Annotated in this window: 18 protein-coding genes; 13 read left to right on the top strand and 5 right to left on the bottom strand. The window is 71.4% G+C overall.

All coding sequences use genetic code 11. From position 1 onward, the window contains the following. The first annotated feature begins 157 nt into the window (after positions 1-157). From glnA to I3F54_RS17840, 4 genes are all read left to right on the top strand, one after another. A complete protein-coding gene (glnA, locus tag I3F54_RS17855) occupies positions 158-1,567 on the top strand; it encodes a type I glutamate--ammonia ligase (RefSeq protein WP_240119804.1) in 1,410 nt (469 codons plus the stop codon). A 149-nt stretch (positions 1,568-1,716) separates the two neighbouring features. Beyond that, entirely contained in the window at positions 1,717-1,974 is a 258-nt protein-coding gene (locus I3F54_RS17850; protein ID WP_240119803.1) for a hypothetical protein, read from the top strand. A 372-nt stretch (positions 1,975-2,346) separates the two neighbouring features. Continuing rightward, a complete protein-coding gene (htpX, locus tag I3F54_RS17845) occupies positions 2,347-3,261 on the top strand; it encodes a zinc metalloprotease HtpX (protein ID WP_240119802.1) in 915 nt (304 codons plus the stop codon). A 1-nt stretch (position 3,262) separates the two neighbouring features. Then, positions 3,263-3,847, top strand: a complete 585-nt coding sequence (locus tag I3F54_RS17840) for a hypothetical protein (protein WP_240119801.1) — start codon at positions 3,263-3,265, stop codon at positions 3,845-3,847. 75 nt (positions 3,848-3,922) lie between these two features. Here I3F54_RS17840 and I3F54_RS17835 read toward each other — a convergent pair whose 3' ends face one another. After that, positions 3,923-4,501 carry a hypothetical protein gene (locus I3F54_RS17835; RefSeq protein WP_240119800.1) on the bottom strand — a complete coding sequence of 193 codons (579 nt, stop codon included), beginning with the start codon at positions 4,499-4,501 and terminating at the stop codon, positions 3,923-3,925. A 190-nt stretch (positions 4,502-4,691) separates the two neighbouring features. Continuing rightward, on the bottom strand, positions 4,692-5,018 hold the full coding sequence (locus I3F54_RS17830; RefSeq protein ID WP_240119799.1) for a hypothetical protein: 327 nt from the start codon (positions 5,016-5,018) through the stop codon (positions 4,692-4,694). A gap of 231 nt (positions 5,019-5,249) precedes the next feature. Between I3F54_RS17830 and I3F54_RS17825 the strand changes: the two genes are divergently transcribed. The 4 genes from I3F54_RS17825 (at position 5,250) to I3F54_RS17810 (ending at position 10,158) form a co-directional block, all read left to right on the top strand. After that, positions 5,250-5,612: an ArsC/Spx/MgsR family protein gene (locus I3F54_RS17825; protein WP_240119798.1), complete on the top strand. Its 363-nt coding sequence runs from the start codon at positions 5,250-5,252 to the stop codon at positions 5,610-5,612. A gap of 355 nt (positions 5,613-5,967) precedes the next feature. Beyond that, positions 5,968-6,654 carry a hypothetical protein gene (locus I3F54_RS17820; RefSeq protein WP_240119797.1) on the top strand — a complete coding sequence of 229 codons (687 nt, stop codon included), beginning with the start codon at positions 5,968-5,970 and terminating at the stop codon, positions 6,652-6,654. Between the two features lie 707 nt (positions 6,655-7,361). Then, positions 7,362-8,393 carry a glutamine synthetase gene (gene glnII / locus I3F54_RS17815; RefSeq protein ID WP_240119796.1) on the top strand — a complete coding sequence of 344 codons (1,032 nt, stop codon included), beginning with the start codon at positions 7,362-7,364 and terminating at the stop codon, positions 8,391-8,393. A 229-nt stretch (positions 8,394-8,622) separates the two neighbouring features. Then, positions 8,623-10,158 (top strand): DUF1996 domain-containing protein, encoded by a 1,536-nt coding sequence (locus I3F54_RS17810; protein ID WP_240119795.1) that lies wholly within the window; start codon positions 8,623-8,625, stop codon positions 10,156-10,158. A gap of 67 nt (positions 10,159-10,225) precedes the next feature. On the opposite strand, the gene I3F54_RS17805 is transcribed toward I3F54_RS17810, so the two are convergent. Further along, positions 10,226-10,633, bottom strand: a complete 408-nt coding sequence (locus I3F54_RS17805; protein WP_240119794.1) for a hypothetical protein — start codon at positions 10,631-10,633, stop codon at positions 10,226-10,228. 410 nt (positions 10,634-11,043) lie between these two features. Between I3F54_RS17805 and I3F54_RS17800 the strand changes: the two genes are divergently transcribed. From I3F54_RS17800 to I3F54_RS17785, 4 genes are all read left to right on the top strand, one after another. Further along, a complete protein-coding gene (locus tag I3F54_RS17800) occupies positions 11,044-12,960 on the top strand; it encodes a hypothetical protein (RefSeq protein ID WP_240119793.1) in 1,917 nt (638 codons plus the stop codon). Between the two features lie 156 nt (positions 12,961-13,116). Beyond that, positions 13,117-14,037, top strand: coding sequence for a metal-dependent hydrolase (locus I3F54_RS17795; RefSeq protein ID WP_240119792.1), 921 nt, complete (start codon positions 13,117-13,119; stop codon positions 14,035-14,037). Beyond that, on the top strand, positions 14,037-15,086 hold the full coding sequence (locus I3F54_RS17790) for a PDR/VanB family oxidoreductase (RefSeq protein WP_240119791.1): 1,050 nt from the start codon (positions 14,037-14,039) through the stop codon (positions 15,084-15,086). The genes I3F54_RS17795 and I3F54_RS17790 overlap by 1 nt, the downstream gene beginning before the upstream one ends. 56 nt (positions 15,087-15,142) lie before the next feature. Next, positions 15,143-15,832 carry a TetR/AcrR family transcriptional regulator gene (locus I3F54_RS17785; protein ID WP_240119790.1) on the top strand — a complete coding sequence of 230 codons (690 nt, stop codon included), beginning with the start codon at positions 15,143-15,145 and terminating at the stop codon, positions 15,830-15,832. Between the two features lie 222 nt (positions 15,833-16,054). On the opposite strand, the gene pulA is transcribed toward I3F54_RS17785, so the two are convergent. Next, entirely contained in the window at positions 16,055-21,457 is a 5,403-nt protein-coding gene (pulA, locus tag I3F54_RS17780) for a pullulanase-type alpha-1,6-glucosidase (protein ID WP_240119789.1), read from the bottom strand. A 246-nt stretch (positions 21,458-21,703) separates the two neighbouring features. Between pulA and I3F54_RS17775 the strand changes: the two genes are divergently transcribed. Further along, positions 21,704-23,779, top strand: coding sequence for a carbohydrate-binding module family 20 domain-containing protein (locus I3F54_RS17775; protein ID WP_240119788.1), 2,076 nt, complete (start codon positions 21,704-21,706; stop codon positions 23,777-23,779). A 191-nt stretch (positions 23,780-23,970) separates the two neighbouring features. Here the strand turns inward: I3F54_RS17775 and I3F54_RS17770 are convergent, their stop codons facing one another. Further along, positions 23,971-25,650 (bottom strand): alpha-amylase family glycosyl hydrolase, encoded by a 1,680-nt coding sequence (locus tag I3F54_RS17770; protein ID WP_240119787.1) that lies wholly within the window; start codon positions 25,648-25,650, stop codon positions 23,971-23,973. Positions 25,651-25,752 lie beyond the last annotated feature (102 nt).

Genomic DNA, 25,752 nt, shown 5'->3' with positions numbered 1-25,752 from the left:
GGGCTACGGTTGAACCCGGGCCGGTTAACTTCTGCGAAACAAACGGGTCACGCCCGAGAAATCACCCGTCCCTAGGGTCGGGGACGGCGTGTGCCACCGCACTGGCCGCACGAACGATCTACCACCCCGGCAGTCGGTCGGGAGTAGGAGGAGCTGGATGTTCCAGAACGCCGACGAGGCCAAGAAGTTCATCGCGGACGAGGACGTCAAGTTCGTCGACGTCCGGTTCTGCGACCTGCCGGGCGTCATGCAGCACTTCACCGTGCCCGTTGAGGCGTTCGACCCGGACGAGGAGCTCGCCTTCGACGGTTCGTCGATCCGCGGCTTCCAGGCCATCCACGAGTCCGACATGGCTCTTCGCGCGGACCTGTCGACCGCCCGTGTCGACCCGTTCCGCCGGGACAAGACCCTCAACATCAACTTCTTCATCCACGACCCGATCACGGGCGAGCAGTACTCCCGCGACCCGCGCAACGTGGCGAAGAAGGCCGAGGCGTACCTGGCGTCGACCGGCATCGCCGACACGGCGTACTTCGGCCCCGAGGCCGAGTTCTACGTGTTCGACTCGGTCCGCTTCGCGACCGGGGCGAACGAGTCCTTCTACCACATCGACTCCGAGGCCGGCGCCTGGAACACCGGTGCGCTCGAGGACAACCGCGGCTACAAGGTCCGCTACAAGGGCGGCTACTTCCCGGTCCCGCCGGTCGACCACTTCGCCGACCTGCGCGCCGAGATCTCCCTGGAGCTGGAGAAGAACGGCCTGAAGGTCGAGCGCCAGCACCACGAGGTCGGCACCGCCGGCCAGGCGGAGATCAACTACAAGTTCAACACGCTGCTCGCCGCCGCCGACGACCTGCAGCTCTTCAAGTACATCGTGAAGAACGTGGCCTGGCGCAACGGCAAGACCGCGACCTTCATGCCGAAGCCGATCTTCGGCGACAACGGTTCGGGCATGCACGTCCACCAGTCGCTGTGGGCGGGCGGCGAGCCGCTGTTCTACGACGAGCAGGGCTACGCGGGCCTGTCGGACACCGCCCGCTACTACATCGGCGGCATCCTCAAGCACGCCCCGTCGCTCCTGGCCTTCACCAACCCGACGGTGAACTCCTACCACCGCCTGGTGCCGGGCTTCGAGGCCCCGATCAACCTGGTGTACTCGCAGCGCAACCGCTCCGCCGCGATGCGTATCCCGATCACGGGTTCCAACGCCAAGGCCAAGCGCGTGGAGTTCCGTGCGCCCGACTCCTCCGGCAACCCGTACCTGGCCTTCTCGGCCCTGCTGCTGGCGGGCCTGGACGGTGTCAAGAACAAGATCGAGCCGGCCGAGCCGATCGACAAGGACCTGTACGAGCTGGCTCCGGAGGAGCACGCCAACGTGGCGCAGGTCCCGACCTCGCTCCCGGCCGTCCTCGACTCCCTGGAGGCCGACCACGACTTCCTGCTCCAGGGCGACGTGTTCACCGCCGACCTGATCGAGACCTGGATCGACTACAAGCGCACGAACGAGATCGCCCCGCTGCAGCTGCGTCCGCACCCGCACGAGTTCGAGCTCTACTTCGACGTGTGATCGGACCGCGCGTGAGCCACGCGTGAGCCGTACGGCGCCCTCGTCTCCCGTCCGGGAGGCGGGGGCGCCGGCGTATGTACCATGCGAACAGGGGAACGAGGGACCCGGGAGACAAGGAGCCCGGGGCACCGACACGGGGGTGACGACCGATGTCCGACCAGAACGATCCCGAGCGTGAGTTCGATCTGAAGTGGGCGGACGACGCCGAGCACAAGGAGCCGTCCGCCCGCGCCCGTATGCTCGCCGCCCGCTGGAAGCACAACCCGCCGGGCCCGGTCCCCTTCCGGCCCGATCCGGGGCCCGGCCGCCGGCGCCGTTCCCCACGACTGACCACGATCGTGGTGCTGGGCTGCGTGGCGGCGGGGCTCGCGGTGCTGCTGTGGGCGCGGATGCGGGGAGCGCACTGACGCGGACGGGCAGGTTCTGACCGGTACCGGAGGACTTCCGGGCCTGACCGGGGGAGGCACCGTGGCCGAGACCGTCGAGACCGTCGAGGTGGCGGCCGCCGCGCGGCTCACCGGGAACGCCCGGACGGAGACGGTGCTCGCCGGGGATCACCGACGTGGCTGGTGCCGCGACAGGGGGCGGCGTCCGTTCGGCGATCACGTGTCGAAGCAGAGCGGGCGGGAGGCCCGGGGTCCGCATCCGAACGGGCGCGGCGGGTTCCGGGCGCGGAAGGGGGGACCTTTTGCCGGTACTGGGGCCGATCGGGACCCGGCCTTGGGTCGCGCCGGGTGCACACTTGCAGTAGGCGAGTGCCTGACTGCGGGGTGGTACAGATGCGGAGTCGGTTCCAGAGCGATCGGCGACTGACCGTCCGGATGACGGTCACGCTGTTTCTGCTCGGGCTGCTGTACGTGGCGTTCGTGGCCGCGCTGATCCTGTTGCTGAAGTCCTGGGTGCTGGTCGCCGTGGTGGCGGCGGGCATGCTGGGGGCGCAGTACTGGTTCTCCGACCGGATCGCCCTGTTCGCGATGCGCGGGCGGGTGGTGGAGCGGGAGGAGTATCCGGAGCTGCACGCGGTGATCGACCGGCTCTGCTCCATGGCGGACATGCCCAAGCCGGTCGTCGCCGTTTCAGACATGGACATGCCGAATGCGTTCGCCACCGGGCGGAACCCGGACAACGCCGTCGTCTGCGTGACCACCGGTCTGCTGCGGCGACTGGAGCCCGGCGAGCTGGAGGGCGTGCTCGCGCACGAGCTCTCGCACGTGGCGCACAAGGACGTGGCCGTGATCACCATCGCCTCGTTCCTCGGTGTCCTGGCCGGTCTGCTCGTGCGGTTCGCCCTGTACTCGGGGATGTTCGGCGGGCGCCGGGACCAGAACACGGCAGTGATCATCGCGGGCGTGCTGGGAGTCTCCCTCGCCGTGTACGCGACCAGTTTCGTACTGATCAGGGCGCTGTCCCGGTACCGCGAGCTGGCCGCCGACCGTGCGGCGGCGCTGCTGACGGGCCGGCCCTCGGCGCTGGCGTCCGCGCTGACGAAGGTCTCCGGCGACATCGCCCGCATCCCGTCGAAGGACCTGCGCACGGCCCAGGCCTTCAACGCCTTCTACTTCACCCCGGCCGACGGCCGCGAACCCGGCCTGTCCCGGATCTTCGCCACTCATCCGCCTCTGGAGCAGCGGCTGGAGCAACTGGGCCGGATCTCCTCCGAGCTGGGCGAGCCGGCGGCACCGGGGAAGGGCTGACATGGGGCTTCTCGACATCCTCCTCGGCCGTACGAAACCGGTGGCGCCCGACCTGGACCAGCTCTTCGCGCTGCCGTCGGCGGCGGTGACGCTGGAGGCCGCCGCCGGGTTCACCGCGACCGGGCAGGGCGCGGTGTGCTTCGCGACGGTCGAGGGCTCGGCGTTCGAGCAGACGCACCGGGAGGTGCAGGCGCTGCTGGACGCCGACGCCGAGCGCACCGGGCCTCCGGTGGAGTTCACCCAGGACGACTACGGCTACTCCTGGCTGGTGTCCCACCGCTCCCCCGACGAACTGCCGCAGCTCGTGAACGACCTGCACGCGGTCAACAGCGCCATGGAGGTCAACGGCTTCGGCCCGCAGCTGCTGTGCTCCCTGGCCGGCTTCCGCGACGACCGCGACCGCAGGCTGGCGCTGGTCTACCTCTACAAACGGGGCACCTTCTACCCGTTCGCCCCGCTGCCCGGCCGGGCCCAGCGCCGCGACAACGCACTGGAGCTCCAGGTGAAGGCGGCCCTCGCCGACGACCTGCGGATCGAGCAGGACCTGGCCCGCTGGTTCCCGGTGTGGGGCGCGCCCGGGATGTGAGGCTGCGGCGGCCTCATCAGTGTCATATGGCGAGGACAGCCGCTCTCCAGTGCCGCGGCAGGCACCGTTCGCCCGTCAGGGAGCGGCGTCCGGTGCGTGCTCCTGGCGCGCCGGCCGGAAGTCCTCGTACCGGGCGTACTCGGGCTTTCGGCCGGTGCGGCGGGAGTGCGTGCCGGGCGCCGCGACGGGGCGAACGCCGCCTGTTGCGGCACTAGCTGGTGGGAGGTCCTTGCCCTCCCACCGGCGCATCCCCTCCGCGTCCCGGTGGTACTGCTCGGAACAGGCCCGGCGCAGGGTTCCCACCGAGGGGATCCCGCCCAGCCAGGCCGGAGCGAACGCGTCATCGACGGCATCCAGGAGCGCGAACCCGTCCCGTCCCACTTGCTCTTCCCGCTCCAGGCGGGCGTTGCCTCCCTTCGGGAAACGATAGTTGTCGGCCTTGGCCCCGTAGCGGTCCACCCACGATGCGTCGATCAGCGGGGGCAGCCAGTCCGGGACGGCCGCGGCCAGCGCTTCCAGCGCCGCTCGCAGCGTCTCGCCGACGAACTCCATGCGGTTCAGCGTGCGCACCACGGCCAGCGCCTGTGTGGAATCGGTCCGCTGCCGGCCCCCGGCCCGCAGCGTTCCCGCATCGGACAGCCGGGACAGAACCACGTCCAGGACCCGCTCCTCCAGCCCATGCGCGAGAAGCGGGGTCCGGAGCGGCTGCGCGAGCGGGTGGGGGGCGACGCGGGTGACGCCGCGGGTCCGGACGCCTCTGGAGCGGGAGTCGAGCGGCTGACCGGCGCGATGCCGGGTACCCCCGGGTGGGGTCGGGGCACCCGGCGTCCACGGCTCGCGGTGGCTACCGCGAGTACCGCATGAGAGCGCGGACCATGTGGCACGTCGTGTCCGACGGCGGGTGGACGCCGATCAGCCGCGCGGTGCTCCTTATCGTCTCGTTGCGCGCCTGGACGGGCAGGGTGACGCCGGAGTCGAGCAGGGCGATGGCCAGGCGCATGGCCTTCAGGCGGCGGTTGTGGGTGACGTACCACTCGCGGGGGCGCCCGGGCGGCAGGGGTCGCTTGTGCACGGGCGCGTAGGGCAGGTCGAGCGGGACGCGGCGGTGCGCTGTGGACTGGGTGGGCAGCGGCTCGGCGGACGGCTTCGGCTTCAGTGCGGCAGCGGGCACGGGCATCCTCCTGTCGCGGTCGGGACGGTCCGCCGGAGGTTCCGGCGACTCCCTCGAACACTTCCTCCATTCTACTGCCCGACACTGACATCCGAGAGCCTCCGAATGGACACAACTTCGCAGTTGAGAGCACGATTTGACGCCCCATGACCGGCGTGGCGGGCGGGACGGCCGGGACGCCCAAAATTCGAACAGAGCCGGTCGCGGACGGGGTCGCGTACCGTGGCGCGCATGGAGATCTGGATCAACCCGGCCTGTTCCAAGTGCCGCGGCGCTCTCGGCCTGCTCGACGCCGAGGGGGCCGAGTACACCGTCCGCCGCTACCTGGAGGACGTGCCGACCGAGGACGAGATCAGGGCCGTGCTCGACCGGCTCGGTCTCGAACCCTGGGACATCACCCGCACCGGGGAGCGCGTCGCCGCGGAGCTGGGACTGAGGGAGTGGCCTCGGGATGCCGGTGCACGCGAGGGGTGGATCGCCGCGCTCGCCGCGCACCCGAAGCTGATCCAGCGTCCCATCATCACGGCGGCCGACGGGACGGCGGTCGTCGCCCGCACCGAGGACGCCGTACGGGACGCCTTGTCCCGCGGGTGACACCCGCCCCTTCGGCAGCGCTACGGCGGGCGAGGCGCGCGCGGCCCGTGCCGCGACCGGTCCGTTCCGGCGGACGGCGACGGCGCGTTCCCGGGGGTGCGCGAACGGGCGGTGGCGACGATGGCGCCGTGACCGCGGACGCCTCGCCGGCGCGCGGGACCGGGGGGCCGCCGCGGCACGTCGGTGGCGGTGCCGCGCCCCGCGAGCAGCGAGAGGTCCGGTCACACAGAGGACGGGTCGTACTCAACTCCCCTGTGACATAGGTTACTTGAGAGTACCCGGAAACCTGTGAGCAACTTCGTTCGGGATCTCGTACATAGCGGCGTACGCTCCCCTACCTCTTCAGGAGGCGCGCATGTCGCGCAGGAGAACTCTCGGCACGAAGAAGAAGATCGCCCTGCTGGTCAGTGCGGCGGCGGTGGCGGGCGGCGGTGCCTTCGTCATGGCGAGCACCTCGAACGCCGCCCCGCCCCAGACCGCCGCGGAGTCGGTCGCCTGCAAGGGGCTGGCCACCGCCCTCGGCAACAACCAGCGCTTCATCGACGGCCAGCGGGCCAACCCCGACGCGCAGTCGGAGGCGAGGATCGCCAACCGGCAGGCGGTGATCGACGAGATCAAGCGCAAGCAGGCGGCGTCCGGGTGCGTGGTGGGGGAGTCGGCTCAGGACTCCCAAGCCGCGCAGAACGGCAACGGCGCCCAGAACAACGGCCAGGGCAACGCCCAGGACGACGGCCGGAACGGCGAGCAGGCCGAACAGCCCTCCGGGGCGGGCGACGGGGGCGCCGTGGCCGTCGGCGAGCAGGTGTGCAAGGGGTCCACCGTCACCCTGTCCGGCGAGGGCGGCGCACCGGCGGCCTCCAGTGACCAGTTCCCGGCAGGGACGAAGCTGAAGGTGACGAACCTGGACAACAACAAGTCCACGACCGTGGAGGTCACCTCGGTCTCCGGCAGCTGCGTGCTGCTCAACAACGCGGCCTTCGAGCAGGTCCGCGAGCCCGGCAAGTTCCTGATCCGCAGGGCTGTGATCGAGAAGGTGGGGTGAGGTCCGGGCGCACGGCTCAGGGAGCCGGGTGCCCGGGAAACCGGCGAGGCGACTGCCCCAGCCCGGCGGGGGCGGCCTGGGGCAGCGCGTGCGGGGAGACGCCCGGCATGATCTCCGTCTCCCCGCACGCCGGCCCGGCGGCCCACCGGGCCGCGTCGTGGGTCCCGCTGCTCCCGCCAGGAGCAGCGGGACCGGCGCGTCCGGGGACCGCAGCGCCTCGCGTGCCGGAGGCGGGCCGTCCGTCCGCGGGAGGTGCACGCCGCGGACGACCGGCGCAGGGCCGTCATCGAGGCGGGCGTCCGGCCCGTGCCCCTCGGCGAGGCGTTCTTCAGCCCCTCGTCGGGCGGACGGTGGTGCCGTTCGCGGTACACGACGGGCAGGAAAGGGCGGCGGTCCGGCCCCTCCTGACGGGGGTTCAGGACGCAGCGCCGGAGAGCTTCCGAGCGGACCGGACCGGCTCAACCGCATCGCATACGAGTCGTCCACCGGGGCCCGCCGCGTGCCGTGACGCACGGCTCCTTCTCCCCTCCCCCGCCCTCACGGCGTGAGTCACGCCGCAGCATCACCCGGTAACACGCGGTTCACATCCGGGCAATGGTCGGGAAATCGCCTGTTGACAGGCTCGCGGGCAACCAGCGCGGCGCCACGGTGCCGCAGCGCCGCAGCACCGGCAGGTGCGCCCAGACCCACCCCGAAGGATGTGGCCCGTGACCTTCAAGGCTGAGTACATCTGGATCGACGGCACCGCGCCGACGGCCAAGCTCCGTTCGAAGACGAAGATAATCGCGGGTGCTCCTGCCGGGCTGGACGCGCTGCCGATCTGGGGATTCGACGGGTCCTCCACCAACCAGGCCGAGGGGCACGCCTCGGACTGCGTGCTCAAGCCGGTCTTCACCTGTCCCGACCCCCTCCGCGGCGGCGACGACGTGCTGGTGCTGTGCGAGGTCCTCAACACGGACATGACCCCGCACTCGACGAACACGCGCGCCGCGCTGGCCGAGGTCGCGGAGAAGTTCGCCGCTCAGGAGCCGATCTTCGGCATCGAGCAGGAGTACACCTTCTTCCAGGACGGCTACCCGCTCGGCTTCCCCAAGGGCGGCTTCCCGGCCCCGCAGGGCGGCTACTACTGCGGTGTCGGCTCGGACGAGATCTTCGGCCGTGACGTCGTCGAGGCGCACCTGGACAACTGCCTGTCGGCGGGCCTGGGTCTGTCCGGCATCAACGCCGAGGTCATGCCGGGCCAGTGGGAGTTCCAGGTCGGTCCGCTCGCCCCGCTGGAGGTCGCCGACCAGCTGTGGGTGGCCCGCTGGCTGCTCTACCGCACCGCCGAGGACTTCGGCGTCGCCGCCACCCTGGACCCGAAGCCGGTCAAGGGCGACTGGAACGGCGCCGGTGCGCACACCAACTTCTCCACCAAGGCGATGCGCGAGTCCTACGACGCGATCGTCACCGCGTGCGAGTCGCTCGGCGAGGGCTCCAAGCCGCTCGACCACGTCAAGCAGTACGGCGCCGGCATCGACGACCGCCTGACCGGTCTGCACGAGACCGCCCCGTGGGACGAGTACTCCTACGGTGTGTCGAACCGCGGTGCCTCCGTGCGCATCCCGTGGCAGGTCGAGAAGGACGGCAAGGGCTACATCGAGGACCGCCGACCCAACGCCAACGTCGACCCGTACGTGGTGACCCGCCTGCTGGTGGACACCTGCTGCGCCGCCCTGGAGAAGGCCGGCCAGGTCTGACCCGCACCCGCGGTTCCGAGGGGCGTCCACCGCCGGTGGACGCCCCTCGGCGTGTCCCGCCGGGTGTCCGCCGGACGCGTCCGGCCACCTGCTCCGACCTGCAACTGCGCTGATTTCTTCGGGCATTTGAACGCCCCAGGAACCGCTTGCGTATCAAAGGGAGCCGCTTCACTCCTGTCGGGCGCCTCGATGCCGCCCCGCAAGCCCGCAAGGAAGTCAGAGGAGTTCCATGGGACGCAACACAAGAAAACGCCGTTCGTCGATGGCCACCAAGGCCATAGCCGCATCGGCGGCCCTAGCGCTCGGTGGGGGCGGGCTGGTCTGGGCGAACTTCTACGCATCGGCGCACGAGAGGAACCACTCGCCACGCAACTGGACGAAGGCCGCATCCGGCCAGGTGGCGACGATCACCTGCCCGGACGTCGGGCAGAAACTCACCGACGTGCCGAACCGGGCCCGGGGTGAGGTGGACGGCGAACTGGCCACGCTGGACCGTCAGATCACCGAGGCCTACCAGCGGCTGACGACCACCCGGGACGCGCAGGCCAGAGACGGCAGGTTCGTGCAGAACACCATCCTGGGCCCGCTGAAGGACCGGCGGAAGGTGATCATCGACCGCATCCAGCTGGAGATCAACCGGGTCGGCGGCAACGCGCCCCAGAGTCTGGACCGGATGGCCCCCTGCACGGGAACCACCGCCGACCAGGTGCAGGCAGGTGGCGGCCAGCAGCAGAACGGCGACGGGCAGCAGAACGGCGGCCAGCAACAGAACGGCGGCGGCCAGCAGAACGGCGGCGGCCAGCAGAACGGCGACGGCGGGCAGCAGGGCGGCATCGGCGGCCAGGCCGGCAACGGTCCCACCGCGGCCGACTTCGTCGACATCACCAAGGTGCAGGCGAACGTCAAGGCCAAGCCCCGCAATTCCCGCAACGCCTCGACCGGCAGCTTCACCGTCCGCTGCGGGGTGAACGCCAACAAGAACTACAACACCGACAACGTCATCGTGGCGCCCGGTGTCACCAACGGCGCGCACCACACGCACGACTACGTCGGCAACCAGAAGATCAACGCGTTCTCCGACAACGACAACTTCCTCCAGGGCGGCACGAGCTGCAGCAACCGCAACGACCTGTCGGCGTACTACTGGCCGGTGCTGCGCCTGCAGGACGGCACCCAGGAGTTCGACCAGAACCAGGACGGCGGCGGCAAGGAGGGCAACGTCGGCCGGATCCTGACCGCCAAGCAGGCGCAGATCAAGTACGTCGGCAACCCGCGGAGCAAGGTCGTCGCCCTGCCGCAGTTCCTGCGCATCATCACCGGTGACGCCAAGACCACGACCAACGGCCTGGCGAACGCCAACGCGCACTGGAGCTGCACCGGCTTCGAGAACAAGGTGCAGCTGACCGAGCAGTACCCGATCTGCCCCGAGGGAAGCGACGTGGTGCGCTCGTTCGCCTTCCAGTCGTGCTGGGACGGGCAGAACATCGACAGCGCCAACCACCGTACGCACGTCGACTTCGCCGACGACAGGGGCAACTGCAAGGCCGGCTTCAAGCCGATCCCGCAGCTGACGATGCGCCTGGTGTACGAGGTGCCGCAGCCGGTCGTCGAGAACGGCCAGGTGAAGAACGCCTTCGCGGTGGACGGCTTCCCGGAGCAGCTCCACAAGGCGGCCACCGACCACGACGACTTCATCAGCATCACGAAGAACGGCCTGGCGAACAAGATCGCCAGCTGCATCAACAGGGGCGGGCGGTGCGCCTGACGAGGTGAGGGGGACATGACGGAGCCGGCGGTGGGCACTGCCCCCGCCGGCTCCGCCTTGCACCGGGTCAGCCGCCCGTGTGCGCCGAGTGGTCCGTCCCCTCCTCGATGTCGCCTCCGAGCGTGCCGCGCAGCGCGTCGAGCACCTCGCTCTCCCCGACGGCGACCCACTTGCGGCCGACGAGGTAGTGGCCGCCGTAGTCCTTGGCCTCGTTGATCCATTCGCGCAGGCCGCGATCGGTGGCGAAGGTGGCGAGGACGAACCTGCCGTCCGCGTTGCTGCACACGGCTTGGCGGATCTCGTCCGCGTCGGTCTGCATGTTCGGGGTGCACTGCACCGTAGCGGCCAGGCGCTCCAGGCTCCCGGTCGCCACCGGCGGCACCGCGTCCTGCTCCGCGCCGCCGGACCGGCAGCCCACCAGCGCCAGCACGGCCGCCGCTCCGGCGAGCGCGACCACGGGTCGGGTCGACCTCATGTGTTCCTCCCTGAGGGGTCTCGCCCTCGATACGGCTCCGGCACCGCCCGCGCTCAGAATCCACCGACCGCCGGGGCACCTGTGCGAAGGGGGCCCGGTGAACGAGGACGGGGACGATCGCGTGGCCGCCGCCCCGCAGCCGCGGGAGCAGACCACCAGGTCGACGACCAGGGCCGAGGCGCGCAACGGGTACACGAAGTGGCTGCACTTCGGTGTCGCCGGTCTTGCCGGTGACGGCACCGGGGTCACCGGAGAGGCCTGGCCTCGCCCCCATCCGCCGTGCCGACAGCTGTCGTTGGCGCAGTGGGCGAGGGCGCTCGTCGAGCCGGTGGACGGGCCGCGGGACCGCGCGGAGGACCGAGCCACCCGGACGGCGGTGACCATCCTCCGGGTCGCTCGTTCCACTGGGCGTGCAGTCACAGGATGTCGCCCCTCACCCCGCTCCCACCTCCGACCCGGTCGTCGACGTCGAACAGGCCGAGGCCGCGCTCGTCGAGCACTACCCGCGCCTCGTCCGGCTCGCCTACCTGGTGCTGCCCTCCGGCCCGGGCCGGAGCCGGCGTGTGCTGACCGCGCACGCGCTCGTGCAGCGCGCGCTGCCCCGGGGCCGCTCCTCGACGCCGGCGATCCCCGCCCAGTCCACCGGCCGGGACGGCGACCCCGGCTACGCCTTCCTGCGCGGTCGGGTGCTGCGGGCGGTGCTGGAGTCGGGGCTGCCGCTCCGGCGCCGGGTCTGGCCCCGGCGTTCGCAGCTGCCGTCGCCGCTGCCCCGGGTGTGGGGGCTGAAGCTGTTCCCGCGCTCGGGCGGTGCTGACGAACTGGCCCTGGAGCAGGAGCTGTCGGCGCTGTCCGGCCCGGCGCGTGCGGCGTACGTGCTGCGCGGTCTGGAGAAGCTCGCCGACGGCGACGTACGGCGGATCCTCACCTCCGCCGGGGTCGCGGACGCGGCCGCCGCGCTGCGGGAGGCGGACGGCGCGGAGGAGCGGTACGCGTTGCTGGCCTCCCCCGAGTTCGACGCGTGCACGCTCCAGGCGCGGCCCACCGATCTGATGCGGCGGCGCCAGCACACCAAGGCCGCGCTCGCCGCCGCGGCGGCCGTCGCGGTGTGCGGGGCGCTGGTCGTGCTGCCCGGCGGCGGCTGGGGCCCGGACGGGGCCGCCGCCCCGGTGTACGCGCAGAACCCGGCCGCCGAGGCGGCCCTGGACCCCGGCCGGGTGGTCCGCGTCTCCCCGGCCGCGTGGAAGTCGGCCGCCCGCACCGGCTTCTCGGTGTGGCCCGCGCGTGGCGGCCTGGCCGGCGACAGCGCGCTGCTGCGCCGTGCCCTGGCGGTGTGGGCCCGGCCGGGTGAGAAGGTCCGCGTCTCCTTCACCACCGGCACCCCGACCGGCGGCCCGGCCGGTCCACCGCAACTGCTGTACGCCGGTGCCGTCGACAACGCGCGCGTGGTGATCCTCTACGACGGGCTGCGCATCGTGCGCTACGCCGAGCCGAAGGACGGCACGGCCGGCGCGGCCCTCGACTTCGCCCGGGTGGACGGGGCGGCCGACGCCGAGGCGTCGGCGATCGTCCTGGACCGGGCCGACGGCAACGTCCGCTTCCTGACCGCGCCGTGGGTGAAGACGGCCGCCGAGCGGGATCTGCTGAAGCCGGGTGCGGGAGCGATGGACCTCACGCTGACCGACGGGATCACCGCGCCGCTGGCCAGTCCGGCCACCCGGACGGGCGCCTGCACCTCGTGGAACGTGCTGCGGCTGACCGACGGCACCGGCACGCGTCTGCTGTCCGACCTCGGTGAACTCGTCCCGGCCCGGCTCACGTCGGGCAGCCCGGGCACGGCGCGGGACGTGTCCGGGTCGAAGGCGCTGCACGCCTGGGCCCCGTACGCCTGCTCGCTGGGTACGGTGCGGTCGCAGGGGGTGCGGTCGGTGAACGCGTGGGCGTTCGCCGAGCAGTCGCTGCCGGATGCCGCAGGCACCGCCGACTGGGTGTGCACGCGGGCGGAGACCTGGCGCGGTGGCGGTTCCCGCGCGCTGGCTCAGTTCCGCACGCCGGGCGGGACGTACGGCGCGGTCGCGGCGATGTCGCAGGACGGGCCGGCGTGCGGTCCGCGCGATCCGCATGCGCTGGCCGGGGTGCTGTGGAAGTCGGGGACGGGTTCCTGGTATCTGCTCGCCGCGGGCAGCCGGGACGTGGCGTCGGTGCGGGCGGAGGGCGGCGTGAGCGGATCCGCGCGAGGGCCCGTGCTGGCGGTGCGGGCCGAGGAGGGGGCGCAGGCGAAGCTGGAGGGCACGCTGAAGGACGGGCGGTCGATCAGCGGCCTCGGGTGAGCCGGCCGTCCGGCCGCGGGTCGTCCTCCGCACCGGCCGTCTCGGACAGCACGGCGTGTACCTCTGGTGCCACCGCGCGGGGCTCGCTGACAGCTGTGTCAACAAGGTGGCGCGGGAGGGGTTCCGCTCCCGTCTACCCGTCAGTACATTGACGCCATGTCTAACAAGCAGGCCGCCGTCCGCGGGCCCCAGCCGGTCGAGACCGAGCGGATCGCGCTCAAGGCGCGGAAGGTGTCCTTCTCCTGGGAGGACACCCCGCTGCACTGGGTGCCCGGTGATCCGTTCACCGCGCACACCATCAACGTGCTGCATCTGCTGCTCCCCGCGGGCGAGCGGTGGTTCGTGCACGTCTACAAGCAGGTCCTGCCGTACATCCGGGACGAGCGGCTGCGCGAGGACGTCATCGGCTTCATCGGGCAGGAGGCGATGCACTCCCAGGCCCACGACGAGGTCCTGCCGCACCTGCGGGAGCAGGGGCTTGACCCGACGCCGTACACCGCGCAGGTGGACTGGATGTTCGAGAAGCTGCTGGGCGACCGCACACTGCCGCCCGGGCGGGCCACCCGCTGGTGGCTGAAGGAGCGGGTGGCGCTGATCGCGGCGATCGAGCACTACACCGCCTTCCTGGGCGACTGGGTGCTCAACGCCGAGGAACTGGACCGGCGCGGTGCCGACCCGGTCATGCTGGACCTGCTGCGCTGGCACGGCGCGGAGGAGGTCGAGCACCGCTCGGTCGCCTTCGACCTGTTCCAGCACATCGACGGCAGCTACCGGCGGCGGGCGCGGACCTGGGCGACCGCGTTCACGACGCTGGTGTTCCTGTGGCAGCGCGGTGCACGCTTCTTCATGGAGAACGACCCGACCCTGATCGACGGCAGGGCCTCCTTCCGGGACTTCCACCTGCGCGGCCGGCGGGGCCTGCTGCCGTCGACGGGAGCGATGCTGAAGTCCGTCCCCGCCTATCTCAGCCGCACGTACCACCCTTCCCAGGAGGGCTCCACCGAGCAGGCGGTGGCCTACCTGGCCTCCTCGCCCGCCGCGGTCGCCGCGGTCGCCGCCGAAAAGGGAGCCGCGTGATGCCGAGACTGCGGACCGCCGTGGTCGTCGCGGGTGCCGCGCTGCTGGCCCGAAGGGCGCTGCGGCACCGGATCCAGGCCTCGCCGCTGTGGCCGATGCCCGCGCTCGCGGAGCCGATCAGCGGCCGGCCGCGGTCGCGGGCGCTGACGGTGACGGTGAGCGCGCACGAGGAGATCGCCGACGGCGTGGTGCACCTGCGCCTGGAGGGGCACGACCTGCCGCGCTGGGAGCCCGGCGCACACCTGGACCTGGTGCTGCCCTCGGGGCTGGTGCGGCAGTACTCGCTGTGCGGCGACCCGGAGGACTCTTCCTCGTACACGGTCGCCACGCGGCTGGTGCAGGACGGCCGGGGAGGCTCCCGCGAGGTGCACGAGCAGGTGCGGCCGGGCACGGACCTCCAGGTGCGCGGTCCACGCAACCGCTTCCCGCTCGTCCAGGCGCCGTCGTACGTCTTCGTCGCCGGCGGCATCGGCATCACGCCCGTCCTGCCGATGCTGCGGTCCCTCGCGGAGCGGGACGCCGAGTGGCGGCTGCTGTACGGCGGCCGTACGCGGGCGTCCATGCCGTTCCTGGAGGAGATCGAGAAGCTGGACGCGGGCCGGGGCCGGGTCACCCTCGTCGCCGGGGACGAGTCCGGGCGGCCGGACCTGGCGGCGTGGCTCGGCGACCTGCCGGAGGGCGCGGCCGTCTACTGCTGCGGGCCCGAGGGGCTGATGGCCGCGGTGAAGGAGCGGGTGCCGCAGGTCCACCTGGAGCGGTTCGCGCCCCGCGCCGCGGCCGGCGGCGACGTCGCCTTCGAGGTCGAGTTGCGGCGCAGCGGCCGGGTGGTGACCGTGCCGGCCGACTCCACCGTCCTGGACGCGGTCCGCGCCGAACTGCCGGACACCGCCTACTCGTGCGCGCAGGGCTTCTGCGGGACCTGCCAGCAGCGGGTGCTGGAGGGCGAGGTCGACCACCGGGACGAGTTGCTGACGGACGCGGAGCGCGACGACTCGATGCTGATCTGTGTCTCACGCGCGCGATGTGACCGTCTGGTGCTCGACATGTGAACATCCGAGGCAGTCCGGGCCCGTTCGCGGCCGGATCCGATCGGTAAGGTGTTCGCATGACTACCGGGGTTCGCCGCAGAATGGGAGTCGAGGAGCGGCGGCAGCAGTTGATCGGCGTCGCCCTCGAACTGTTCAGCCGCCGCTCGCCCGACGAGGTCTCCATCGACGAGATAGCGTCTGCCGCGGGCATCTCGCGCCCACTGGTCTACCACTATTTTCCCGGCAAACTCAGCCTGTACGAAGCAGCGTTGAAGCGAGCCTCGGACGATCTCGCCGCGCGCTTCGCGGAACCGCACGAGGGCCCGCTGGGCGCGCGGCTGCTACGGGTGATGGGCCGCTACTTCGACTTCGTGGACGAGCACGGCCCCGGTTTCTCGGCACTGATGCGGGGCGGCCCGGCGGTCGGCTCCTCGACCACCAACGCCCTCATCGACGCGGTGCGGCAGGCCGCCCACGACCAGATCCTGTCGCATCTGGGCGTGCGGGAACCGTCCCCGCAACTGGAGCTGGTGGTGCGCTCGTGGATCTCGCTCGCCGAGTCGACGGCACTGATCTGGCTGGACGGCCGGCGCATCCCGCGGGCCGAGCTGGAGCGGCAGCTCGTGCACGACTTCGCCGCGCTGGCCGCCGTGAGCGCTGCCTACGACACGGAGATGGCCGCCCTGCTGCACCGTATCCTGCAGGACGAGACGGCCGACGGCCCGTTCGTCGACCTGGTGGCCCGGCTGACCACGCTGGCCGGCTGACCACGCCGGACGGCTCAGCGCCGGAACTTCCGGTAGGACGGGTCGGGTTCGCGCACCTCGACGGAGGCGTGCAGGAAGTCGAGCCGGGTGGAGTAGTCGACGGTGATCTGCGGCACGGGTGCTCCTGCACCTGGTTCACATGGGGACACCGGCACCCTGGTGCCGTGACCGGAGAGGTCCACGGGCGGACCTCTCCGGTCTCGGCGGCCCCGTTCCGCTCGGTCAGCCGGCGCGGGTGAAGACGGCCACCGTGCGGGCCGGGACGGTGAACGTGCCCGAGCCCCGGGCGTAGGACGACGTCGCCACGACGGAGTCCGAGCCCGCCGCCTGCACCGGGTGCAGGCGGAACGGCGTACCCGCCAGGGAACCGATCCGCTGCTCCTGCCGCTGCGGCGTCGCGTTGAACACGACCACCAGGTCGCCCAGGCGCATGGTGATGACGCCGGGCGTCTCGTCCTGGCCGGACAGCGGGAAGGAGAGCTGCCGCTGCACCAGCCCGGCCGTGCCGAGGGAGAAGGCCGGCTCGGTGGAGCGGATCCGCAGCAGGTCCCGGTAGGCGGCCGAGGCGCCTTCGATCTGCGGGCAGCCGACGGAGACGCCGGTGAGCAGCGGCTTGGCGTACGGCCACTTGGAGGCGTTGTCGGCGGCCATGGGCAGGCCCCGGCCGAAGCCGTTGCCGTCGGCGCAGTTCCAGTGGATGGCGTTGAACCAGTCACCGCTGTCGTAGGAGTTGCGGTCGAGGGACTTCGAGCGCAGCAGGTCGGAGCCGGCCTGGGAGAGTGCCGGGCCCTGCGACAGGGTGGCCGTGGCCATGGCCAGGACCTGCATCCGGGCGCGGTCGGCCGCGCTCACCGACGTGGGCAGCTTGTAGGTCAGGGCGTCGAAGAGCGACTCGTTGTCGTGGGCGTCGGCGTAGGCGAGGGCGTCGCCGGGGGCCGCCGCGTAGCCGGCGGGGGCGCCGTTGTAGTCGACCTGGGCGCCGGTGACCTCCTTGCCGCTGGTGTCGGTGAACCGGTATCCGGCCAGATTGCCCGTGAGCCCGACCTTGATGAGGTCCTGGTAGTGCAGCAGCCGGGCCTTCTGCTCGGCCGGGGTGCCGTTGGCGGTGGAGGTGTTGGGCTCGGTGTAGAGGCCGGAGGCGAAGCCCTGGATGCCGGGGTCGGCGTCGAAGGGGCCGCCCCCGCGGACGGCGTCGCGGGCCCGGTCGGAGAAGGTGGCGATGCCGGTGCCGGCCATGTTCTGCTGCGTGGCCTGCTCGAAGCGGGCGTCGTTCGCGACCTCGCCGAAGTTCCAGCCCTCGCCGTACAGGATGATCTTCTTGCCGTCGACGCCGTCCTTCTTCGGGGTCAGCGCGTCGAGGGCCTTGCGGACGGCGAGGATGTTGGCCTTCGGGTGGTGGCCCATGAGGTCGAAGCGGAAGCCGTCGGCCTTGTACTCCCTGGCCCAGGTGACGATCGAGTCGACGACCAGCTTGCCCATCATCGCGTTCTCGGTCGCGGTGTTGGCGCAGCAGGTGCTGTTCGCCACCGAACCGTCGGCCAGCAGCCGCTGGTAGTAGCCGGGCACGACCTGGTCGAGCACGCTGGTGTCCGCCTGCCCGGCGGCGGCCGTGTGGTTGTAGACGACGTCCATGACGACGCGCAGGCCCTCGTCGTTGAGCGCTTTCACCATCCTGCGGAACTCGGCCGTGCGGGCGGTTCCGTCGGGGTCGGTGGCGTAGGAGCCCTCGGGGACCGTGTAGTGGTACGGGTCGTAGCCCCAGTTGTAGGCGTCCTTGGCGGCGACGGCCGCGATGCACTCCTGCTGCCGGTCGGAGTCCGCGGGCAGGGCGGCGAGGTCGCAGCCGGGGGTCGCCCGGTCGGCCTTGTCCTCGGGGATCGTCGCGATGTCGAAGGCCGGGAGCAGGTGGACGTAGGAGGTGCCCGCCCGCGCCAGCTCGCGCAGGTGCTTCGATCCGTCGCTGCCGGTGTCGGTGAACGCGAGGTAGGTGCCCCGGTCCCGCGCCGGTACGGTGCCGTCGGCCACCGAGAAGTCCCGGATGTGCAGTTCCTGGATCTCGGCGTCCTTCAGCGGCACGGCCGGCGGCTTGCGGTACGTCGACCAGCCGCGCGGCGCCAGGGACCGGTCGTCCAGGTCGACGACGAGGCTGCGCTCGGAGTCCGTGGTGAGGGCGAGGGAATAGGGGTCGGTGACCCTGTTGGTGACGATCTTGCGCACGCTGGGCGCCCAGACCTTCACCACGTAGCGGTAGGGCTTGTTCTTCCAGGAGGCGGGGCCGGTGACGGACCAGACGCCGGTGGCGGCGTGACGGCGCATGGCGACCGTGCGGCCGCCGATCTCCAGCCGCACCGACTGCGCGGTCGGCGCCCACACGGAGAGCGTGGGGCGGCCGTGGTGGAAGACGGGCCCGAGCTTCGCCTTCGTCGCCCCCGGGTACAGGTCGTCCAGGACGCCGGCGATCTGCACGCCGGTCGCGGAGAGGACGGCGCCGTTCGCGGCGCGCTGGGTCGCGACGATCTGGCCGCGCAGGGCCCGGCGCACGCGGTCGCGGTCGCGCGGGTCGACGGACCAGGCGGTGTAGTCCTTCAGGTGCGGGAACTTCGCCTTCTGGGCGGCGGTGAGCGTCGTCCTCGTCAGACGCAGCCAGCGCTCGTCGTCGCTGGTCAGCCGGGAATCGTCGACGGTGATCGAGCCGTCGTGGGAGTACAGCAGCTGGGTGGAGGCGGCGCCCTCCGCGCCGTTCCAGGCGACGGTGTCGCGGTCGATCCAGATCGCCTTGGCGGTGGTCAGGTCGAGCGCCGCGGAGGAGCCCTGCGGCTGCGGCAGCAGGTACGTCTCCTGCCCGGCGAGCAGCCACACCTCGTGGCCGTCGGCCTTGAGGTCGAGGGACTGGTCGGCGGGGAGGTCCTTCTCGTCGCCCTTGTGGACGATGTAGCTGAGGCTGGTCGCGCCACCGGCGAGCGGCACCTCGAAGACGGCGCCGAAGGCGTCGGTGCGCACCGGCTTCAGCGGGGCGGACCACTCGGTGGGGTTCGCGGCTCCCGTCCAGACGTGCAGGCCCCAGCCGTCGTAGTTCCCGTCGGCGCGGTGGTAGTGCAGCACGGCCTTGGTGGTGTCGGGGGCTGGGTAGGCGGGCCGCTCGGTGAGGACGTCGGCCTTGCCCTGCTCGACCCACACCTCGCCCGTCTTCGTGACGTCGATGCTGCGGTCCGCGGAGACGTCCTTGTTGCCCTGGTGGTCGATGACCAGGAAGCCGACGTTCGAGGCGCCGGGCTTCAGCTTGACGTAGGCGAAGGCGCCGTAGGCGTCCCGGCCGACGAAGGGGTGGCTGTCGGGCCAGTCGGTGGCCTCGCCGTCGGCGAGGTCGCCCCAGGCGTACAGGCCCCAGTCGGCGTAGTCGCCGTCGGTGCGCTTGTAGTGGACGACCGCGTAGTCGCGGGAGGAGGCGCTCGGCGGCTCCTCGGCGGGCGGGGTGCCGGTGACGGACGTGGCGGTCGCACGCGCGGTGTGCCCGGCGGCGTCGACGACGACCGCCTTGTAGCGCAGGGCGGTTCCGGCCGGGACGTCCTCGCCGATGGCCTGGGTGACCTTGTAGGGGGCGTGGTCGGCGGAGCCCAGGACCCGCCAGGCGCCGGAGCCGGTCTGGGCGGCGAAGACGACGCGGTTGAGGCTGCCGCCGTGGACGTCGGCGGCGATCTCCACGGTGCCGGTGGCACCGGCGGCCGGGGCGTCGAGGGTGATCGTCGGCTTCGTGGCCGGCGGGGCGAGCGGGCCGGCCGCCTTCAGCACGATCGCCGAGGACACGGGGACGGTGACGGTGATCTTCCGGTCGGCGCCGGAGGTGACGGTCGCTTCGGTGCCGTGGATGCCGGTGAAGCGCATACCGGCCGAGCCGGTGGCGAAGGTGGCGGTGCGGGCGCCGTCGGCGTTGTTGAAGGCGACGACGTACTCGGTGCCGGTGCATGCGTCCGTGCGGGAGAAGGCGTAGACGCCGGGTCCGTCGGCGGCGTAGCGCTCGGTCTGGACGCCGTCGGTCAGGGCCGGGTTGGCCCTGCGCAGCGCGGCGAGGGCGCTGATCCGGCGGTAGAGCGGGGCGCCGGTGTCGTAGGCGTCGTCGGCGTGGGTACGGTCGGTGCCGATCTCGTCGTCGTCGAGGTAGTCGGCGACCTGGGAGGCGAACATCGTCTGGCGGGCGTCCTTGTCGCCGCCGGAGCCGGTGAAGCCCTGCTCGTCGCCGTAGTACACGACCGGGTTGCCACGGCTGAGGAACATCAGCTCGTTGGCGAACTCGTCCTTCTTCAGCAGTTCGGCGTCGGATGCGCCGGGGTTGTCCTGCTTGAGGAAGTACCCGAAGCGGCCCATGTCGTGGTTGCCGAGGAAGGTGACCTGCTCGTACGCGTTGGCCTTGTCGGTCGTGTACTTGTAGTCGTCACCGAAGACGGCCGACAGCTTCGCGGCGCTGCCGCCCTGGGAGGCGTACTGGCGGGCGGCCTCCTGGAAGGGGAAGTCGAGCGTGGCGTCGAGGCGGCCCTGGGTGACGTACGGGGCGGTGACGGAGGTGTCGGCGGAGTACACCTCGCCGAACATGAAGAAGTCCTTGCGGCCGTGGCGGGCGGCGTACCGGTCGAGTGCCGTGGCCCACTGGGTCCAGAACTCCATGTCGACGTGCTTGACGGTGTCGATCCGGAAGCCGTCGACGGCGAAGTCGCGCACCCAGCGCTGGTAGATCTTCTCCATGCCCCTGACGACCTCGGGGCGCTCGGTCCACAGGTCGTCGAGACCGGAGAAGTCGCCGTGGGTGGCGGACTCACCGGCGTAGGTCGAGTCACCCCGGTTGTGGTACATCGTCGGGTCGTTGAGCCAGGACGGCACCTTGTCCTGGCTCGTGGCCCGCGGGGTGCGCGGGAAGGAGTCGGCGTCCACGGCGGGGAAGCGGCGGGTCCCGTCGGCGTAGTCCGCGTCGTCGAAGGGCCTGCCGTCCTTCGTCAGGTAGGGGAAGGCTCCCTTGGAGAGGTAGTCGTAGGAGGCGGGGTCGTAGTCGACGACGTCTGCGGTGTGGTTGGTGATGACGTCGAAGAAGACCTTCATGCCCTTGGCGTGTGCCTTGGAGATGAGGGACTTGAGGTCCTTGTTGGTACCGAAGTGCGGGTCGACCTGGGTGAAGTCGGTGATCCAGTAGCCGTGGTAGCCGGCGGAGGCGTTGTCGCCGGTTCCCTGCACCGGGCGGTTCCTGAAGATGGGTGCCATCCAGATGGCGGTGGTCCCGAGGCCCTTGATGTAGTCGAGGCGCTGGGTGAGGCCTTTGACGTCGCCGCCCTGGTAGAAGCCCTTGTCGGTGGGGTCGTATCCGGTGCTCAGGCGCGAACCGGTGAGCCCGCCGCGGTCGTTGGACCGGTCGCCGTCGGCGAAACGGTCCGGCATGACGAAATAGAACTGTTCGCGCGTGTCGTCGTGCCGGGTGGGCTGGGCCGCCAGTCGTGCGTCCGAGGGAGGTGCGGGCGGCGTGTACGCCTGCGCGGCGACCGGCTGGATCAGGGCGGCGGCGAGGGCTGCGGCGGTGACGGCAGCGACCCTTCCGGCCTGGGGGACACGGCGCCTCGGGGGCGCCTGCCATCTGGGTATCACGGGCGTGAACTCCTTGCGACAACGGCTCGAAAGGACCTTGCAACAGGCCCACAGGGTCCGACCCCTACGCCGCGGCTCGGCTCCGATGCCGGGCGCCCGCGCGACCGTACCGCCAACGAAAGCTTTACAGCAAGAGGCTTGAAACCCACAGAAAGAACTTTCAACAAGTGTCTTGACGTTGCTTGATCAACTACCGCACCCTCACCAGTCGTCAGGCTTCGTTCCCCACACCATCTGGAGCCGCAGATGACCAAGGCCGCCCTATCGACCGGCCTGTTGCGCCGTGCCGCGAGTGCCACCGCCGCAGGGGCGCTGGCACTCGCCGGCGCGATAGCCCTGCCCGCCTCCCCGGCACAGGCCGACACCACGACCTCCGGCGATGTGATCGCCAACCTCTGGGAGTGGAACTGGAACTCCATCGCCGCCGAGTGCACCGACGTGCTCGGCCCGACCGGCTACGGCGCGGTGCAGGTGGCACCGCCCGCCGAATCGCTGAAGCAGCCGAACTCCTCCTGGTGGGACGTCTACCAGCCGTACTCCTACAACCTGAACAGCCGCTTCGGGACAGCGGCCCAGTTCACCTCGATGGTGTCCGCCTGCCACGCAGCCGGCGTCAGGGTGTACGTCGACGCCGTCATCAACCACACCTCCGCGCAGACCGGCACGGGCTACGACGGCACGACCCTCACCGACAAGTACGACACCCCCGACTACGACTACTCCGACTACCACCACCCCGGCGACGGCTACTGCTCCGACGAGGACGGGATCATCGACGACTGGTCGAACCTGTCCGAGGTGCAGAACTGCGAACTCCTCGGCCTGCCCGACCTCAGGACCGGCGACGACTCGGTCCGCAGCCGGATCGCCGGCTACCTCAACAAGCTCCTGGCGGCCGGCGTCGACGGCTTCCGTGTCGATGCGGCCAAGCACATCGCGGAGGCCGATCTCGCGGCCATCGAGGCCAAGCTGGACAACACCGCGGCAGGCGGCGCCCCGTACGTGTTCCAGGAGGTCTACCCCGGCCCGACCCCGCAGCCGGGCGACTACTACGCCTCCGGCGACGTCCTGGACTTCACCTACGCGGACAGGCTCAAGTCCGCCTTCCAGGGCAACGTCAGCGACCTCGCGTCCCTGTCGTCCTCCGGCATCCTGCCGGCCGCCGACTCGGTGTCGTTCGTGACCAACCACGACACCGAACGCAACGGACTGCACCTGTCCTACAAGGACGGCGGCACCTACCGGCTGGCCAACATCTTCGAGCTGGCCTGGAGATGGTCGGCCCCGACGATCTTCTCGGGCTTCGAGTTCTCCTCGTCGGACCAGTCCCCGCCGAACTCGGGCGGCTTCGTCACGGACACCGACTGCTCCCGGGGCTGGTACTGCCTGCACCGCGACCCCGCCGTCGCCGGCATGGTGAAGTGGCACGACGCGGTCGGCTCCCAGGCGGTCTCCCGGTGGGCGACGAAGTCGTCGGACGTCATCGGCTTCGCGCGCGGAACGGCGGGCTACGTCGCCCTCAACAACGGATCCTCCGCGGCGACCTACACCTTCGCGACGGGCATGGCGGACGGCCGCTACGCGAACGTCGTCGACAACGGCGCGACGAACGTGACCGTCTCCGGCGGCGACGCGACGCTGACGATCCCCGCGAAGAGCGCGATCGCTTTCTACGACGGCGCGTTCACGCCCTGCACCACCTGCGGCGGCGGTGACGGAGGCGGCACGTCCACGGTGACGGCCACCTTCCACGAGTACGCCCCGACCACCCCCGGGACCGGCGTCTACGTCGTGGGCTCGATCCCGGCCCTCGGCTCCTGGAACACCGCGGAGGCGGTCCCGCTGTCGTCGGCCGGCTACCCCGTCTGGTCGGGCGGGGCGAGCGTGCCGGTCAACACGTCGTTCGAGTTCAAGTACATCAGGAAGGACGCCTCCGGGAACGTGACCTGGGAGTCCAACGCCAACCGCTCCGCGTCGACGACGACCTCCGCGCTCACCGTGGACAGCTCCTGGAACCTGGCCGACGCGAACGCCACCGACGTCACCTTCCACGAGAACGCCACCACCGGCTGGGGCACCGGCGTCTACGTCGTCGGCTCCGTCCCCTCACTCGGCTCCTGGAACACCGCGGACGCGATCCCGCTGTCCTCCGCCGCCTACCCGACGTGGAGCAGGACGGTCATCGTCCCCCGCGAGTCGACCTTCGCGTACAAGTACGTCAAGAAGGACGCCTCCGGGAACGTGACCTGGGAGTCCGGCACCAACCGCTCCTACACCACGGGCGGCGCGTCGGGCTACACGGTGAACGACACCTGGAAGTGATCCTGCGGGACACCTCCTGACCGCGGGCGCGGGGCACGGCTGGGTACGGGTGCCCGCCCGGCCGGCGCCCCGGACGATCACGGGATGGCTCCGGCCTTCCGGGGACCGTCCACCGGGACCTGTCCCGGCAACGCGCAGGGCCCGCCACCGCTTCCCCGGTGACGGGCCCTGCGTCCTGGTGCGGCCCGGCGTCAGGCCCTGCCGAACCACACCGTGGTGTCGGCGGGCACCTTCGTCTCGTCGTCCCCGGCGAGGACCTCACCGCTGGCGACCAGCACACGACCGTACGCCGGGCTCGTCACCGCCTCGCCCGTGGTGTTGGTGACGCAGACGAAGTCGCCCCGGCGGAAGGCGAGGACGCCCTCGGGTGCACGCAGCCACTCCACCGAGTCGCCCGCGCCGAGATCCCGCTCGGCGCGGCGCACGGCGAGCGCCGTGCGGTACAGCTCCAGCGTCGAGCCGGGCACGCCGGTCTGCGCCTCGACGCTCAGGTCGGCCCACTCGGCCGGCTGGGGCAGCCAGCTGCCTCCGCTGCCGAAGCCGTACGAGGACCCGGCGCGGGTCCACGGGATCGGCACCCGGCAGCCGTCGCGGAAGCCGTCCTGGCCCGCGCCGCGGAAGTAGGCCGGGTCCTGGCGGACCTCGTCGGGCAGGTCGACGACGTCCGGCAGGCCCAGTTCCTCACCCTGGTAGACGTAGGCCGAGCCGGGCAGCGCGAGCATGAGCAGGGTGGCCGCGCGGGCCCGGCGCAGGCCCAGTTCGCGGTCGCCGGCCAGGCGGATCTGGGTGCCGAGGCCGGGCGGGTTGGCGAAACGGGTGGCGTGCCGGGTCACGTCGTGGTTGGAGAGCACCCAGGTGGCGGGGGCGCCGACCGGGCGCATCGCCTCCAGGGTGCGGTCGATCACGGTACGCAGCTCCTCGGCGTCCCAGCCCGTCGACAGGTACTGGAAGTTGAAGGCCTGGTGCAGCTCGTCGGGGCGGACGTAGTTGGCGGTGCGCTCGACCGTCGGGGTCCAGGCCTCCGCCACGAAGATGCGCTCGCCGGCGTACTCGTCGAGGAGGGTGCGCCACTGCCGGTAGATGGCGTGCACGCCGTCCTGGTCGAAGAACGGCATGACATCGTTGCCCAGCAGTCTCAGCTGTTCGTGCGAGCCGAGGTCGGGCAGGCCGTCCGCCTTGACCAGGCCGTGGGCGACGTCGATGCGGAAGCCGTCGACGCCCATGTCGAGCCAGTAGCGCAGCACGGAGCGGAACTCGTCGCCGACCGCCGGGTGGTCCCAGTTGAAGTCGGGCTGCTCCGGGGCGAACAGGTGCAGGTACCACTCGCCGGGCGTGCCGTCGGGTTCGGTGACGCGGGTCCAGGCCGGACCGCCGAAGATGGACTCCCAGTCGTTGGGCGGGAGCGCGCCGTTCGCGCCCTTGCCGGGCCGGAAGTGGTAGCGCTCGCGCAGTGGGGAGCCGGGGCCCTCGGCGATCGCACGCCGGAACCACTCGTGCTGGTCGGAGGAGTGGTTGGGGACCAGGTCGACGATGATCCGCAGGCCGTTCTCGTGGGCGTCGCGGATCAGCGCGTCGGCGTCGAGCAGGTTGCCGAACATCGGGTCGACGGCCCGGTAGTCGGCGACGTCGTAGCCGGCGTCGGCCTGCGGGGAGGCGTAGAAGGGACTGAGCCACACGGCGTCCACGCCCAGGTCGCGCAGGTAGGGAAGTCGGGAGCGGACGCCCTCCAGGTCGCCCATGCCGTCGCCGTTGCTGTCGGCGAAGCTGCGCGGATAGACCTGGTAGATCACCGCGTCCCGCCACCAGTCACGGCGCGGGGCCACGGTGGCGAGGGCGGAGTTCGGTGCCGGGTCGGCGGAGTGCTGGGTCATGGCTTCCTTGGTGCGTAAGGGAAACGCGGTCATCGGTCGGTGGGGGGCGGGGCGGGAGACGAGGCGGTCGCGGTGACAGCGGGGTCGGATGGTCACCGCGAC

The organism is Streptomyces sp. MUM 2J (assembly GCF_022414535.1).
Lineage (GTDB): Bacteria > Actinomycetota > Actinomycetes > Streptomycetales > Streptomycetaceae > Streptomyces.
Note: the sequence above shows the minus strand (reverse complement) of the source record. Positions and strands in the feature narration are given on the sequence as shown.